Raw genomic sequence first — 14,622 nt, 5'->3', positions numbered from 1 at the left:
TGGGTGGTGGTTTTGTTTTTTTTTTTTGTCCCCCCCACCCCGGCCGGCCGTGTCGGTGGTGTGGGTGGGGGGGGGGGGGGGGCTCTCGCTCACCGAGCACGCCGACACCAGGGTCGACCGGCTCTCCGGCGGCCAGCGCAAGCGCGCCTCGGTGGCGCTGGAGCTGCTGACCGGCCCCTCGCTGCTGATCCTGGACGAGCCCACCTCCGGGCTCGACCCGGCGCTGGACCGCCAGGTCATGACCATGCTGCGCGAGCTCGCCGACGCGGGCCGCGTGGTGATCGTGGTCACCCACTCGGTGGCCTGCCTGGACATGTGCGACCAGGTGCTGCTGCTCGCGCCCGGCGGCAAGACCGCCTTCTGCGGGCACCCGGCCGGGGTCGGGGCCGCGCTCGGCACCAGTGACTGGGCCGAGATCTTCGGCAAGGTCGCCGCCGATCCGGACCAGGCCTTCGCCGCCTACCGCTCGCGGCAGGCGTTCGTGCCGCCACCGCCCCCGCCGCCGCCGTACGGCTCGGCGGGCAGCCCGCCGAAGTCAAGCAGCGTCAAGCAATTCTCCACGGTGGCGCGCCGGCAGCTCCGGCTGATCTTCGCCGACCGCGGCTACCTGACCTTCCTGGTGGTGCTCCCGTTCATCCTCGGCGCGCTCTCCCTGGTCGTGCCGGGCAAGAACGGCTTCACCAGGGGCGGGCTCACCCAGGCGCCGGACGGCTCGCTGATCCCGTCCGGCGGCGCCGAGGCGCAGCAGCTGCTGGTGGTGCTGATCCTCGGCGCCTGCTTCATGGGGTCCACGCTCACCATTCGCGACCTGGTCGGCGAGCGCACCATCTTCCAGCGCGAGCGCGCGGTCGGGCTGCTGCCCGGCTCGTACCTGTGGGCCAAGATCGCGGTCTTCAGCGTCACCGCGTTCCTGCAGTCGGCGGTGCTGGTCGGGATCACGCTGGCGGGCAAGAAGGCACCGGGCGAGGGGGCGGTGCTCGCCTCGGGCAGCGCCGAGCTGTACATCGACATCGCGGTGACCGCGGTCTGCTGCGTGGTGTTCGGGCTGCTGATGTCGAGCTTCGCCAAGTCCAGCGAGCAGGTCATGCCGATGCTGGTGGTGGCGGTCATGGCCCAGCTGGTGATGGCGGGCGGGCTCATCCCGGTGACCGACCGGGTGGTGCTGGAGCAGGTCTCCTGGCTCTTCCCGTCCCGCTGGGGGTACGCGGCGGGGGCGTCGACGGTGGACATCCGCTCGATCTTCCTGAGCGCCCAGCCGGACGGGCTGTGGAACCACGAACCAGGCATCTGGGCGCTGAACATCGGCATGGTGCTGCTGCTCACCGTGGTTCTCGCGCTGGTCACCCAGCGCAGGCTGCGGTTGAAGAAGTCGTCGGCATGACGGCGCCGAGCGCGGCTTGCGGGCACCAGGCACACTTATGCCTGTGACGGTGCGAGTTGGGGCGGTACATCTCGGCTGGGATGTGGTGTCCGTTGCGGCCGGCGGCGGCGAGACACCGATCCGCCCGGTGCAAGTGGAGGGTACGTACTCGACGCCCGCCTACCTGCTGGCGGACTCGTCGGGCAGGCTGCACACCGCCGGTGTCGACCGGCTGCGCCCGGATCTTGGCATGGCCATCGCCGACGTGCGGGATATCCTCGGCCACCCGCAGATCGTGGTGGCGGGCGCCACCTGGCCCGCCGACATGGTGTTCCGGGCGCGGCTCTACAACCCGCTCGCCTCGATCGGCAGCTACCTGCGCGGCAAGCCGGACGTGGTCGCCATGCCGTACCCGGACGACTGGCCGGAGGAGAAGGTCGAGCTCTACGCCGAGCTGGTCGAGCAGCTCGACGTCGAGGTGGAGCCGCTGCCGGAGAGCGTCGCGCTCTCCGGCTACGTGCGTGCGCTGAACCTGGTGAGCCCGCCGGACGAGCACGACCCGAACGGGGTCGGCGCCACCGGCGTCTACTGCGACGGCCGGACCGTGCTCGTCGTCGCGGTGCACGGCGACGACGAGCAGCCGACCGAGTCGGTGGACGTGCACTTCGACCCGGCCGCGCTGCGCGAGGCGCGCGCCGCCGACGACGTGGTGATCGAGGTGATGGCCGCGGCCCGCTCGATCGGCGCGGACACCTCGACCATCCTGCTCGCAGGCAATGTCTACGACAACGAGCCGCTGCGCTTCGCCTTCCGCAACCACCTCGGGCAGCGCTTCCGGATCGCCGACCACCCGATCCACGCGCTGGTGCTCGGCGCCGCGCACCTGCTGGTCTCGGAGGGTGACGCGGGCGAGCCGGAGCAGGGCGGCAGGCACGCCGAGCGGTCCGGCGGCGGCGAGCAGGGCGCGAGTGTGGAGCAGCCGGAGGCCGCGGCCTGGAGCAGCTCGGTGCAGCGGGACGAGCCGGAGCCGCCCGCCGGGTCGGACAAAGGTGGGCTGTGGAACCGGATGCGGGACAATTTCTTCGGCGCACCCGCGGTCGCCGGGGCGATGGCGCTCGCGGTGGTCGCGCTGCCCGGCGACGGGCACGTCACCGCCGCCGAGCCGCCGGTCCCCGCGCTCGCGGCACCGGCCGCGGCGCTCCCCGCGACCGGGTTCGCGGGGTCGGCGCGGGTCGCCGATGCCGCCGTGCGGGCACCGGGCGCCCCTGCGCTGCCCGCCGGGTTCGGGGAGCCGGTCTCCTGCGCCGTGACGCCGCGGATCGCCGACGGGCACCCCGACAGCATCGCCTCGGCCCGCGCCGAGCTGTGGTTCCGGCCGGGCCGTGATACCCCGGCCGGGGAGCCGGACTGCATCGCGCCCGGCGTCGACACCCTTCGGTACCTCATCCCCGGCCCGCCCGGGGCCCGCGATCCGGGCCCGCCGATCGCCATCTGAGCCGATTCGGCCGCCGGACCGGCGGCTGGTATCGTGGCCGATTGGCGTGTGGACATCCGGGTTCTCCCGGATGCGCTCGAGGCCCGGGTCTCCACCGGCCGCCGGGAACCCCTCGACCGCGCGCCAGGCCGGCAACACCGACGACAGAGGGGATGCACTGTGCCTACGTACAGCCCGAAGGCGGGTGACGTTACCCGCAAGTGGTACGTCATCGACGCCACTGACGTAGTGCTCGGACGCCTTGCCGTGCAAGCAGCGACGCTGCTTCGCGGCAAGAACAAGCCGACCTACGCGCCGAACTTCGATGGTGGCGACTTCGTCATCATCATCAATGCCGACAAGATCTCGCTCAGCGGGAACAAGCGGCAGGACAAGCTGATCCACCACCACTCCGGCCACCCGGGCGGGCTCAAGTCGCGCTCTGTCGGTCAGGTCATGGAGACCCGCCCCGATCGGGTCGTGGAGAAGGCCATCAAGGGCATGATCCCCAAGAACAAGCTGGGCAACGCGATCGCGGGCAAGCTCAAGGTGTACGCGGGCCCGGCCCATCCGCACGCCGCGCAGCAGCCCATCCCGTTCGAGATCAAGCAGGTGGCCCAGTGACCGCTCCCGAAAACGACGCGCTGAACCCCGACGAGACCGAGGTCGAGGTCGAGCTCACCGAGTACACCTCGGAGGACCCGAACGCCGAGGTCGTGACCGAGGACTACGGCTACGAGGGCGAGCCCGAAGAGGAGTACGCCCCGGTCCTCATCGACCGCCCGGTGCAGACCGTCGGCCGCCGCAAGGAGGCGGTCGTCCGCGTCCGCCTGGTGCCCGGCTCCGGCAACTTCGTGCTGAACGGCCGCACCATCGAGGACTACTTCCCGAACAAGGTGCACCAGCAGCTGGTGAAGTCCCCGCTGGTGACCGTCGAGCGCACCGAGTCGTTCGACATCTTCGCCCGGCTCGTCGGCGGCGGCCCCTCCGGCCAGGCGGGCGCGCTGCGGCTCGGCATCGCCAGGGCCCTGATCGAGGTCACCCCGGACGACCGCCCCGCGCTCAAGCGGGCCGGCTTCCTCACCCGTGACCCGCGCGCCACCGAGCGCAAGAAGTACGGCCTGAAGAAGGCCCGCAAGGCGCCGCAGTACTCGAAGCGCTGATCGACTCGATCGTCCGAGAGCAGGCCACCGGCGCCGCCGGTGGCCTGCTCTCGTGGTGTACGCGGAACTTTCTCGAGGACGTATAAATGGGACGCTTGTTCGGCACCGACGGCATTCGCGGGCTCGCCAACGGCTCGCTCGGCCCGGAACTCGCACTCCAGGTGGCCGGTGCGGCCGCCGAGGTGCTCGGCAGGGGCAAGGCCCGCCCGCTCGCGGTGATCGGCCGCGACCCGAGGGCGAGCGGCGAGATGCTGGAGGCGGCGGTCACCGCCGGGCTCACCGCGGCGGGGGTGGACGTGCTCTCGGTCGGCGTGCTGCCGACGCCCGCCGTCGCCTACCTGACCGGGCTCTACGACGCCTGCCTCGGCGTGATGATCTCGGCCTCGCACAACCCCATGCCGGACAACGGCATCAAGATCTTCGCGGCGGGCGGGCACAAGCTCGACGACGCGATCGAGGACCGGATCGAGGCCCTGATCAGGGCGAACACCCCGCAGCGGCCGACCGGTGCCGGGCTCGGCCGGGTACGAAGCGCCTCCGCCGCCGCCGGGCCGGACGTGCCGGCGAAGTACTCGCTGGCCGGAACGCACGAGCGCTACGTCGAGCACCTGGTCGCCACCATCGGCGAGGACCTCGCCGGGCTCACCGTCGTGGTCGACTGCGCCAACGGCGCCGCCGCCGACGTGGCCCCCGCGGTCTACCGGGCGGCGGGCGCGACGGTGATCGCGATCAACGCCGAGCCGGACGGGCTCAACATCAACGACGGCTGCGGCTCCACCCACCTCGGCCCGGTGCAGGCGGCGGTGCTGGAGTACGGCGCCGACCTCGGCCTCGCGCTCGACGGCGACGCCGACCGCTGCCTCGCGGTGGACGCCACCGGCGCCGTCGTCGACGGCGACGCCATCCTCGCGGTGCTCGCCATCGGCATGCGCGAGCGCGGCGAGCTGGCCGATGACACCCTGGTGGCGACGGTCATGAGCAACCTCGGGCTGCACATCGCCATGCGCGAGGCCGGGATCGCGCTGCGCACCACCGGCGTCGGCGACCGCTACGTGCTCGAGGAGCTGCGCCGCGGCGGGTTCAGCCTCGGCGGCGAGCAGTCCGGCCACGTCATCCTGCCCGCGCACGGCACCACCGGCGACGGTGTGCTCACCGGGCTGCACCTGATGGCGCGGATGGCCGCGACCGGGCGGACCATGGCCGAGCTGGCGAGCGTGCTCAGCACGGTGCCGCAGGTGCTGGTGAACGTCCCGGTGAGCGACAAGTCGCTGGTGGCCGCGGCGCCAGCGGTGCGCGAGGCGGTGGCCGAGGCGGAGCGCTCGCTCGGCGACAGCGGCCGGGTGCTGCTGCGCCCGAGCGGAACCGAGGAGCTGGTCCGGGTGATGGTCGAGGCCACCGACCCGGCAAGGGCGCGTCAGCTCGCCGACGATCTGGCCCGCCTGGTCGGCTCCTTCTAGCCGAGCTGCCAGGCGCGCAGGAAGCCGGTGAAGAGCACGAGGAAGCCGCCGACCTCCGCGACGATCAGCAGCACGGTCGCGAGCTTCAGCGCGACCGGGATGTCGCCGCGGTACTGGTTGGTGGTGTCGCGGCGCCACCCGTGCAGCACATAGCTGGCGATCGCGCCGACGAAGAAGGCGAGCACCACCAGGTCGGCGGCGAGGTTCACCGCCGTCGGCCAGGCGCTCAGCTCGGTGAAGACCGCGAGCAGCAGCCCGGCGAAGGCGTAGAGCAGCGCCGCCCGGTGCGCGATGTCGACGTACGGGTGCGCGGCGCCCTCCGGGGAGCTCCGCATGCCGCGGTACTTCCAGACCCCGAGCAGCAGCGCCGCCAGGAAGATCACCCCGGTGATCAGCAGCGTGACCTTGGTGTCGAGGCCGAGCGTGGCGGTCACAGTCACTCCTCCGTGAGCCTGCCGCCGGCCAGGTGCCAGCGGCGGGTGGCGCGCACCGAATCGAGCATCCGCCGATCGTGCGTGACCAGCAGCAGCGTGCCGTCGAAGGAGTCGACCGCCTGCTCCAGCTGCTCGATGGCGGGCAGGTCGAGGTGGTTCGTCGGCTCGTCCAGGACCAGCAGGTTCACCCCGCGGGCCTGGAGCAGTGCCAGCGCCGCCCGCGTCCGCTCGCCGGGGGAGAGCGTGGCACAGGGACGAAGCACGTGCGGGCCGCGCAGCCCGAATTTGGCGAGCAGGGTCCGCACCTCGGCCTCGGGCAGGTCCGGTACCGCGGCGCCGAAGGTTTCGGCCAGAGTGTCGTCGGCCCGGAACAGCCCGCGCGCCTGATCCACCTCGCCGACCAGCACTCCGGAGCCGGTGCTCGCGCTGCCGCTGTCCGGCTGGATCCGGCCGAGCAGCAGCCCGAGCAGCGTGGACTTGCCCGCGCCGTTCGCGCCGGTGAGCACGACCCGGTCGGCCCAGTTCAGCTGGGTGCTGATCGGGCCGAGGGTGAAGCCGCCGCGGCGCACCACCGCCGCGGCGAGCGTGGCGACCACCGAGCCGCTGCGCGGGGCCGCGGCGATCTCCATGCGCAGCTCCCACTCCTTGCGCGGTTCATCGACCACGTCCAGCCGCTCGATCCGGCGCTGCGTCTGGCGGGCCTTGGCCGCCTGCTTCTCGGTGGACTCGGCGCGCATCTTGCGCCCGGCCTTGTCCGAGTCCTGCTTGCCCTTGCGCCGCGCGTTCCGCACCCCGTGCTCCAGCCAGTTGCGCTGCATCTGCGCGCGCGCCTCCAGCCCGGACTTGGTGTCGGCGAACTCCTCGTACGCCTCGCGCGCGTGCCTGCGCGCGACCGCCCGCTCGGCCAGGTACGACTCGTAGCCGCCGTCGTAGTAGTCGACCTGCTGCTGCGCCAGATCCAGCTCCAGGATGCCGTTCACGGTGCGCGCGAGGAACTCCCGATCGTGGCTGACCACCATCATCGGCACCCGGATGCCGAGCACGAAGCGCTCCAGCCGGGCCAGGCCGTCCAGGTCGAGGTCGTTGGTCGGCTCGTCCAGCAGCAGCACGTCGTAGCGGGAGAGCAGCACCGAGGCCAGCCCGGCGCGGGCGGCCTGGCCGCCGGAGAGCGCCGTCATCGGGGTGTCGGGGCCCTGCGGCAGGCCGCTGTCCAGCCCGAGTTCGGCGGAGACCTCCGCGGCGCGCTGCTCCAGGTCGGCGCCGCCGAGCGCGAGCCAGCGCTCCAGGGCGGGGGTGTAGTCGTCGGCGCCGCCGTCGGCGAGCCGTTCGGCGGCGGCGTCCATCGCGCGCTGCGCCTCGGCCACCCCGGTGCGCCTGGCGAGGAAATCGAGCACGGTCTCACCAGGCACCCGCTCCGGCTCCTGCGCGAGGTGGCCGACGGTCGCGTCCGGCGGGCTCAGCGTGATGCCGGCGGCTGGTGCGCTCGCCAGCAGCCGCAGCAGCGTCGACTTGCCCGCGCCGTTCACGCCGACCAGGCCGATCACGTCGCCGTCGGCGAGCGTGAAATCGAGGTCGTCGAAGAGGGTGCGTTCGGCGTGTCCGGCCGCGAGACCGCGGGCGTGCAGGGTGGTGCTCACCCGCACGAGTCTGCCGTGTCCGGGTCCGACCCCGAGACCGGGCCGGGCGGAATGGGGGTCGATATGGGTACCGCGACCGATGCGGCGCGAACTCCGCTCGCGGAGAGTGGAAGTCGTCACGAGGAGGAGAACACCATGACCACCACACCGACCCGCCGCTTCACCCGCACCGCCGACAACCAGGTCGTCGCCGGGGTCTGCGGCGGCATCGCACGTTACTTCGGCTGGAACCCGACCGTCGTCCGCATCGCCTTCGTGCTCTCCTGCCTGCTCCCCGGGCCGCAGTTCCTGGTGTACGCGGCGCTGTGGCTGCTGATGCCGAAGTACTGAGCATGCGCTCCGGATCGGCGGGTGACAGGATGGAGGGCCACACCCGCCGATCGGCCTTGCAGGAGGAGCCGTGGTCAATTCGGCCGAGTTCCCCGGGATGGACCTCCCCGACGTGGACGCCGCCTCGCCGCTGCACGACCTCGGCGAGGTCGGGCTGGCGCACCCCGGCCAGGACATCGACGGCGACGGCGTGCTCGACTCGATCACCGAATCCGACGAGCACGGCCTGCGGGTCTGGACCGATACCGACCGCGACGGCCTCGCCGACCACCTGACCGTGGTGGAGAAGGACGGCGACTACGCCGCCTGGGAATTCCACCACCACCCCGACGGCACCTCGGAGTGGGTGCGCACCGATCAGGGCAGGCTCGGCTGAGCCGCGATCCGGCGGAACCGCGAGCACCCCGGCCGCGTCGAAGGAGGGTGAGGAGGTTCCGGGCCGGGAGCGGGGCCGCCGCACATCCATCGGGCGAGCAGGAGCGGAGGGGGCGCAGCGATGAGCAGCGAGATCGTCGGGGTGAACACCGGCGAACTGAAGCGTCTGGCGAACGAACTGCAGGGGTCGGGGAGTGACGTCGGGAGCCTCGTGCAGGCCGTCTCCGACCATCTCGTCGGGCCGGGGGAGGTCGGCGCGAACTACCCGGCGGAGGGGGCGGCCATCCGGGCCGGGCTGACGGCGCTGGGCGAGCGGATCGCGGGCTGGTCCGGCGCGACGGCGGCCGCGGCCGCATCGATTCTGGTCGCGGTGAACCGGCAGAGCGCCGCCGACCGCCTCGACTCCGGCGAGCAGTGACATGACCTTCACCGTGCCCTCCGGGGCGACCGTCGCCCAGCTGCTGGAGCTGGGGTCGCAGAGCCTGCTGTACTTCGAGCACTTCGGCCCGCGCTACCAGCGCTGGGCGAAAACGGTGCCGGAGAACGGCGACTACGCCACCCTGCACCGTCGCTTCTCCGAGCAGAACGGGGTGTCCGAGGAGCGGATTCGCGGCACCGCCGACGCGCTGCGCGGGGTGCTCGGCGCGCTGCGCGAGCAGTACCAGGCGCAGGGCGACAGCACGCGCGGGATCGCCGGGGTCTGGCAGGGGGCGGCGGCCGCCGCCGAGATCTCGCTGCTGAACCGGCAACTCGCGGTCGCCGAGGTGGATATCGCCGCGCTCGCCGAGATCTCCGCCGCCTTCGACCGCCTGCCGGAGTTGCTGCGCGACGCGGTGCGCGGCAAGGCCGAGATCGTGCTGCAGATCCTGGAGCACGGCACCGAGCTGAAGATCGACGGGAAGTCGCCGGAGGATGTCGATCTCATCATCGACGGGGCCGACGGGTTCGGGTGGACGCACACGCTGAGCGCCGGTTCCGCGGCGAGCCGGGCGCAGGCGCTTTTTCCGGACATGCGGCTCGGGGTCTGGGAGGAGTTCGTGTACGGGGGCGGGGCCGTGCAGAGTCCGTGGTCGCCGTATCAGGATGTCATCGCGGAGCGGTGCCGGGGGTGGCTGGACGAGCTGTTCGTGCCGGATTACGAGCGGAAGGTGGGGAAGTTCGGGGAGCTCTGCACGGTCGTCGACGACGGGGTTCGGCGGGTGTACGAGGGGGTTGCGGGGACGTTCGGGGGGTTGTCGGGGGAGGGGTATCCGCGGCCGGGGGATTCGGCGTCCGAGACGCCGGTGGCGGTGCCGTCGGGTACGGCGCCGGTGAGTACCGAGGCGGTCGGCACGACGCCCGCGTCGACCACACCTACGTCGACCACGCCCGCCGCGACGACGCCGTCCGAGGTAACGCCCTCGGCCGCGACGCCGTCCGCGACAACGCCTTCTGCCACGACGCCCTCGGCCACGACGCCTTCTGCGACGACGCCTTCTGCGACGACGCCGACAACGACGACACCCTCGTCGACCACGACGCCGTCGACGACGACCTCGTCGCCGTCCACAACGACTTCGCCTACGACGACGCAGTCGCCCACGACGACTACGCAGTCGCCTACGACTAGCACGCCGACCACCGCGTCACCGTCGACCACGACGAGCACGCCCTCGACCACGGCCATCACCACGGCTCTCGAGGGGCTCAGCACGCTGAACTCGGCGGCCCAGACCCTGACGCCGATCGCGCAGAGCGTGGCGCAATCCCTCGGCACCGGCCTCAGCGCCCTGACCGATTCGGTCACCGCAGGCATCGATGACGCCCTGGAACGCGTCCAGCAGGCTTTCGAACCGGTCGACGCGGACGGCGACGGCAGGCCCGACGACCGGCTGCTCGCCGGCTTCCCGCTCGGCGAGCAGCAGGCAGAGGTGGCGCTCGGCGCCGACGGACAGCTCTCGCTCACCCTCACCGAGCCGGACGGGTCGAGCGCCGAGTACCGGCTGGAGACCGACGAGAACGGTCACCCGGTGCTGGTCCAGGTCGACCCGGAGACCGGCGAGAAGATCGAGCCCGAGGGCGAAGCGGCCCCCGGCGACGATCCACCGTCCAAGTCCGCCCCGGAGGACGCCCAGGCTCCGGACGAGGGCAGCTCGGCACCACCACAACCGGCCGACGCGGCTCCGCCGCCCCCCGATCCGGCGGCTCCGGTTCCGGGTGGGGACGCGCCGGCGAGCCCCGCTCCCGCCGATCCGGCCCCGGCGAACAACCCCGGCACCGGAATCCCGGCCGCCCCGCGGCGGGAGGAGGACGGCGAACACCGTCCCCGGGAATTCCCGGACAGCGCACCAGCCGAACCACCGGACCCGGACAGCGGCGCCCGGCTCTCGGAAGCAGGTCCCCTGTGAACCGCCGCCCGGCGGGCACCCACCGCTGGTCCGCCTCCCTCCGCGGCGGTGCGGGCCACCGCCCGGCCCTGCGCTGCGCCGGCCCCGTCGACCGCCGCCTCGACGCACCCGCCGACCCCGTCCCCGACGACCCGACCCGAGACGAACCGGGCGCACCGGCGAAGGAAGGTGAATCACCGTGACCCTCGAAGCCGACCTCGACCGCATAGCCGCCGAGTCCAGCCGCCGCTCCGCCGCCGTCATCGACGAACTCACCTCCGCCAACGCCAGCACCGCCATCGTCGCCACCGACCTCGCCACCCGCTCCGCCCGAGCCATCGAGGCTCTCCAGCGCAGGCCACCCACCGAACCTCGGCAGGAGCCCGATGCGGCGCCGCAGGAGGCTCTGCCTGACGTGGTGATCACGCCCGGCGAACCTGGATGGCCGGTCCCTGAGCACCCGGACTCGAGCCCTGCGTCGAGAGCCGCACCGCAGAGCACAGGCAGGCACGCCGCTCCGGAACCGGACGAGAACACCCGCCCGCTCTGGCGCGCCCCCGGCCCGGACGACGCGGAAGCGGGCACCGCACCCCTGCCCGTGCTCGAACCGAACGAGGAGCAGCGCCGCCGGGAGGAACTGCAGGAGCGCCGCGAGGCGATCGCCCGCTCGATCGCCGCCCGCAGGGCGCAGGGCGTCGCCCGGCCGAGCGACCAGGACGACGAGGAGGGCGAGTACTACCGGCGCACCAGCTGGCTGATCTGACGCAGCCCGATCTTCCCCCTGCCCGCCTCCGGCTCGACCGGCGCGTGCGGGTCGACGGCGGTGGTCCGCGGAATCTCCGCCTCGGGGTCGGCGAAGGCGGCGTAGGTCTTGTCGCCGAGCAGGGTGTGCAGCAGGTACCCGGTGAGCAGCGCGCGGGTCGCCCGCGCGTTCTTCGCCTCGAACTTGCCGATGCCGAAGGTGGCGAGCGAGCGCCGCCCCTCGATGAGCCCGTTGTGCGAGGCGCCAGCCAGGGTGCGCAGCACCAGCGGCCCGCCCCACGCCTTCGCCAGCGGCAGCGTGTCGGAGCTCACCGACTTGGCGTCCACCTCGCCGCCGAGCACGAAGGCGGGGATGTCCAGGTCCGGCGCGAGTTCCTCGGCGGCGGGCGCGGTGGGGGCGGGGAAGAGCGCGACGTAGGCGGCCACCCGGCGCTGCGCGGCGGCGATGGCGGCGGCGCCCGCGCCCATGCCGTGCCCGGCGAGCGCGAGCTTCTCCGGGTGCACGCTGATCGAGCCGTTGCCGAGCCGGACGCCGGTGCAGATGTCGAGCGTGGTCAGCAGGTCGGTGCCGAGCCCGAGGTGCGAGGGGATCGGGCCGCGCTCGGTGTCCGGCGCGGCGGCGACGATGCCCCAGGAGGCGAGGTGCTGCAGCAGCTCGCGGTAGTTGCCGACCTTGGTCAGCCAGGCGTGCCCGAAGGCGACGGCGGGCAGGTTGGTGCCGCTCTCGGGGGTGAAGACGACGCCGGGCAGCCCGGCCACCGCGAGGTTCCCGCGGAGCACCCGGTGCGGGCCGCGGCTGGTCAGGGTGGTCACGAGTGATTTCACAGACGCCGACACGACGTGAACGGTAGCCGATAAGTACTGTGGGGAGCCATGTGCGGAATCGTGGGGTACGTCGGGCATCGGGATGCGCTCGGCGTCGTCGTCGACGCGTTGCGCCGCATGGAATATCGCGGGTACGACTCGGCGGGCGTCGCGATCCTGGACGGCGCGGGCGCGATCTCGGTGGAGCGCAAGGCGGGCAGGCTCGCCAATCTGGAGGCCGAGCTGGCCGAAGCCGGGGCGGGCCGGTTCGCGGGCACGGCGGGCATGGGGCACACCCGGTGGGCGACGCACGGCGCGCCCACCGACCGCAACGCGCACCCGCACCGGGACGGCAGCGGCACGGTCGCGGTGGTGCACAACGGCATCATCGAGAACTTCGCGCCGCTCCGGCGTGAGCTGGAGGATTCCGGCGTCGAGCTGAGCAGCGACACCGACACCGAGGTCGCGGTGCACCTGGTCGCCGCGGCCTACGCCGACGGGCCGACCGCGGGCGATTTCGTGGCGAGCGCGCTCGCCGTGGTTCGCCGCCTCGAGGGCGCCTTCACGCTGGTGTTCACGCACGCCGAGCACCCGGGCACGATCATCGCGGCGCGCCGCTCGACCCCGCTGGTGGTCGGCGTCGGCAAGGGCGAGATGTTCCTCGCCTCGGATGTCACCGCGTTCATCGAGCACACCAGGGAAGCGGTCGAGCTCGGCCAGGACCAGGCCGTCGTGATCACCGCCGACAGCTACCGGGTCACCGACTTCGACGGCGCCGACGCGGGCCACCGCACCCGCCCCTTCACCATCGACTGGGATCTGGCCGCCGCCGAGAAGGGCGGCCACGACTACTTCATGCTCAAGGAGATCGAGGAGCAGCCGACCGCGGTGGCCGACACGCTCATGGGGCACTTCACCCAGGACGAGTCCGGCGGCCGGATCGTGCTGGACGAGCAGCGCCTCGCCGACCAGGAGCTGCGCGACTTCGACAAGGTCTTCGTCGTCGCCTGCGGCAGCGCCTATCACTCCGGGCTGCTGGCCAAGTACGCCATCGAGCACTGGACCCGGCTGCCGGTCGAGGTCGAGCTGGCCAGCGAGTTCCGCTACCGCGACCCGGTGCTCGACCGCTCCACCCTTGTCGTCGCCATCTCGCAGTCCGGCGAGACCGCGGACACGCTGGAGGCGGTGCGGCACGCCAAGGAGCAGAAGGCGCGGGTGCTCGCGATCTGCAACACCAACGGCGCGCAGATCCCGCGCGAGTCCGACGCGGTGCTCTACACCAGGGCCGGGCCGGAGATCGGCGTCGCCTCCACCAAGGCGTTCCTCGCGCAGGTGACGGCGAACTACCTGGTCGGGCTGGCGATCGCGCAGGCGCGCGGCACCAAGTACCCGGACGAGGTGGCGCGCGAGTTCGCCGAGCTGGAGGCGATGCCGAAGCTGGTCTCCCGGGTGCTGGAGACGGCGCCGCAGGTGCGGGCCATCGCGCGCGAGCTGGCGCAGGTGCCGACGGTGCTCTTCCTCGGCAGGCACGTCGGGTACCCGGTGGCGCTGGAGGGCGCGCTCAAGCTCAAGGAGCTCGCGTACATGCACGCGGAGGGGTTCGCCGCGGGCGAGCTCAAGCACGGCCCGATCGCGCTGATCGAGCAGGGGCTGCCGGTGATCGTGGTCATGCCGTCGCCCAAGGGCCGCGCGGTGCTGCACTCCAAGCTGCTCAGCAATATCCGGGAGATCCAGGCCCGCGGCGCGCGGACCATCGTGATCGCGGAGGAGGGCGACGACACGGTGCGGCCGTTCGCCGACGACCTCATCGAGATCCCGACGGCGCCGACGCTGTTCCAGCCGCTGCTCTCCACCGTGCCGCTGCAGATCTTCGCCGCCGAGGTGGCGCAGGCCCGCGGGTACGACGTGGACAAGCCGCGGAACCTGGCCAAATCGGTGACGGTCGAGTGAGCGGGGGCGGGCCCGCGCCCGCCCCCTACTCCACGACGACGGCGCCGCGCATCTCCGGGTGCAGCGAGCACAGGTAGCGGTAGTTGCCCGGTGCGATGAAGGTGTAGCTCCAGGAGCCCTTGTTCAGGATCGGGCTGTTGATGCCCATCGCCCGGTCGCCGATGCCCTGCACCGAGTGCGCCGCGCTGTCGGCGAATTCCCAGGTGACGGTATCGCCGACCCGGACCCGCAGCTCGGCGGGGGAGAAGGCCATATCGTCCACCCGCACGGTGATCGTGCTCGGCTCGGTGGCCTGCCGCGAGGTCGGTACGCCCGCCGCGGCGGAGGTGGTGCTCGCCGGGGCGGCGGTCCCGGAATCGTCGGTGCCGCAGCCCGCGGTGAGCGCCAGGACGGCGATGGCAGCGAGGGCGGCACGGGCGCGACGGCGGGGGAGCGGCATGATCGCCAAGCGTAGTCCGCGCCGCGGAACGGGCTCGGGGGCCGCGCCGCCCCACCCGGCCCGGCCGGGAG

At 72.7% G+C, this 14,622-nt stretch carries 14 protein-coding genes and 1 pseudogene; 11 read left to right on the top strand and 4 right to left on the bottom strand.

From position 1 onward, the window contains the following. Positions 1-82: 82 nt before the first annotated feature. The 5 genes and pseudogenes from ACFUJ1_RS26920 to glmM all read left to right on the top strand — a co-directional run. Positions 83-1,381, top strand: a pseudogene (locus ACFUJ1_RS26920) (ABC transporter permease); the annotation flags it as partial. Positions 1,382-1,508: 127 nt separating this feature from the next. Continuing rightward, complete coding sequence (locus tag ACFUJ1_RS26915; protein WP_378649896.1) at positions 1,509-2,855, top strand: hypothetical protein; 1,347 nt, start codon at positions 1,509-1,511, stop codon at positions 2,853-2,855. A gap of 159 nt (positions 2,856-3,014) precedes the next feature. After that, positions 3,015-3,458 carry a 50S ribosomal protein L13 gene (gene rplM, locus ACFUJ1_RS26910; protein WP_378649895.1) on the top strand — a complete coding sequence of 148 codons (444 nt, stop codon included), beginning with the start codon at positions 3,015-3,017 and terminating at the stop codon, positions 3,456-3,458. Continuing rightward, positions 3,455-3,997 (top strand): 30S ribosomal protein S9, encoded by a 543-nt coding sequence (gene rpsI, locus ACFUJ1_RS26905; RefSeq protein ID WP_378649894.1) that lies wholly within the window; start codon positions 3,455-3,457, stop codon positions 3,995-3,997. Before rplM ends, rpsI begins: the two co-directional genes overlap by 4 nt. 86 nt (positions 3,998-4,083) lie before the next feature. Continuing rightward, a complete protein-coding gene (gene glmM / locus ACFUJ1_RS26900; protein ID WP_378649893.1) occupies positions 4,084-5,454 on the top strand; it encodes a phosphoglucosamine mutase in 1,371 nt (456 codons plus the stop codon). On the opposite strand, the gene ACFUJ1_RS26895 is transcribed toward glmM, so the two are convergent. Then, entirely contained in the window at positions 5,451-5,888 is a 438-nt protein-coding gene (locus tag ACFUJ1_RS26895; protein ID WP_378649891.1) for a hypothetical protein, read from the bottom strand. The genes glmM and ACFUJ1_RS26895 overlap by 4 nt on opposite strands. A 2-nt stretch (positions 5,889-5,890) precedes the next feature. After that, positions 5,891-7,525, bottom strand: coding sequence for an ABC-F family ATP-binding cassette domain-containing protein (locus ACFUJ1_RS26890; protein WP_378649889.1), 1,635 nt, complete (start codon positions 7,523-7,525; stop codon positions 5,891-5,893). Between the two features lie 135 nt (positions 7,526-7,660). Between ACFUJ1_RS26890 and ACFUJ1_RS26885 the strand changes: the two genes are divergently transcribed. From ACFUJ1_RS26885 to ACFUJ1_RS26865, 5 genes are all read left to right on the top strand, one after another. Beyond that, positions 7,661-7,855: a PspC domain-containing protein gene (locus tag ACFUJ1_RS26885; protein ID WP_378614365.1), complete on the top strand. Its 195-nt coding sequence runs from the start codon at positions 7,661-7,663 to the stop codon at positions 7,853-7,855. Between the two features lie 70 nt (positions 7,856-7,925). Beyond that, entirely contained in the window at positions 7,926-8,231 is a 306-nt protein-coding gene (locus tag ACFUJ1_RS26880) for a DUF6802 family protein (RefSeq protein ID WP_378649887.1), read from the top strand. Between the two features lie 120 nt (positions 8,232-8,351). Further along, positions 8,352-8,648 carry a hypothetical protein gene (locus tag ACFUJ1_RS26875; protein ID WP_378649885.1) on the top strand — a complete coding sequence of 99 codons (297 nt, stop codon included), beginning with the start codon at positions 8,352-8,354 and terminating at the stop codon, positions 8,646-8,648. 1 nt (position 8,649) lies between these two features. Continuing rightward, on the top strand, positions 8,650-10,617 hold the full coding sequence (locus ACFUJ1_RS26870) for a hypothetical protein (protein WP_378649883.1): 1,968 nt from the start codon (positions 8,650-8,652) through the stop codon (positions 10,615-10,617). A gap of 178 nt (positions 10,618-10,795) precedes the next feature. Then, positions 10,796-11,359 carry a hypothetical protein gene (locus tag ACFUJ1_RS26865; protein ID WP_378649881.1) on the top strand — a complete coding sequence of 188 codons (564 nt, stop codon included), beginning with the start codon at positions 10,796-10,798 and terminating at the stop codon, positions 11,357-11,359. Here ACFUJ1_RS26865 and ACFUJ1_RS26860 read toward each other — a convergent pair. After that, positions 11,332-12,195 carry a hypothetical protein gene (locus ACFUJ1_RS26860; protein ID WP_378649879.1) on the bottom strand — a complete coding sequence of 288 codons (864 nt, stop codon included), beginning with the start codon at positions 12,193-12,195 and terminating at the stop codon, positions 11,332-11,334. The genes ACFUJ1_RS26865 and ACFUJ1_RS26860 overlap by 28 nt on opposite strands. A 36-nt stretch (positions 12,196-12,231) precedes the next feature. Between ACFUJ1_RS26860 and glmS the strand changes: the two genes are divergently transcribed. Next, the gene (glmS, locus tag ACFUJ1_RS26855) at positions 12,232-14,112 is read left to right on the top strand and encodes a glutamine--fructose-6-phosphate transaminase (isomerizing) (protein WP_378649877.1); all 1,881 of its coding nucleotides are present in this window, start codon (positions 12,232-12,234) and stop codon (positions 14,110-14,112) included. Between the two features lie 25 nt (positions 14,113-14,137). Here glmS and ACFUJ1_RS26850 read toward each other — a convergent pair whose 3' ends face one another. Then, the gene (locus ACFUJ1_RS26850) at positions 14,138-14,551 is read right to left on the bottom strand and encodes a cupredoxin family copper-binding protein (protein WP_378649875.1); all 414 of its coding nucleotides are present in this window, start codon (positions 14,549-14,551) and stop codon (positions 14,138-14,140) included. Between the last annotated feature and the right edge of the window lie 71 nt (positions 14,552-14,622).

Source organism: Nocardia sp. NPDC057227, assembly GCF_042669725.1.
GTDB classification, from domain to species: domain Bacteria; phylum Actinomycetota; class Actinomycetes; order Mycobacteriales; family Mycobacteriaceae; genus Nocardia; species Nocardia asteroides_A.
The sequence above is the reverse complement of the archived record's forward strand: the minus strand, read 5'-3'. Positions and strand labels throughout refer to the sequence as shown.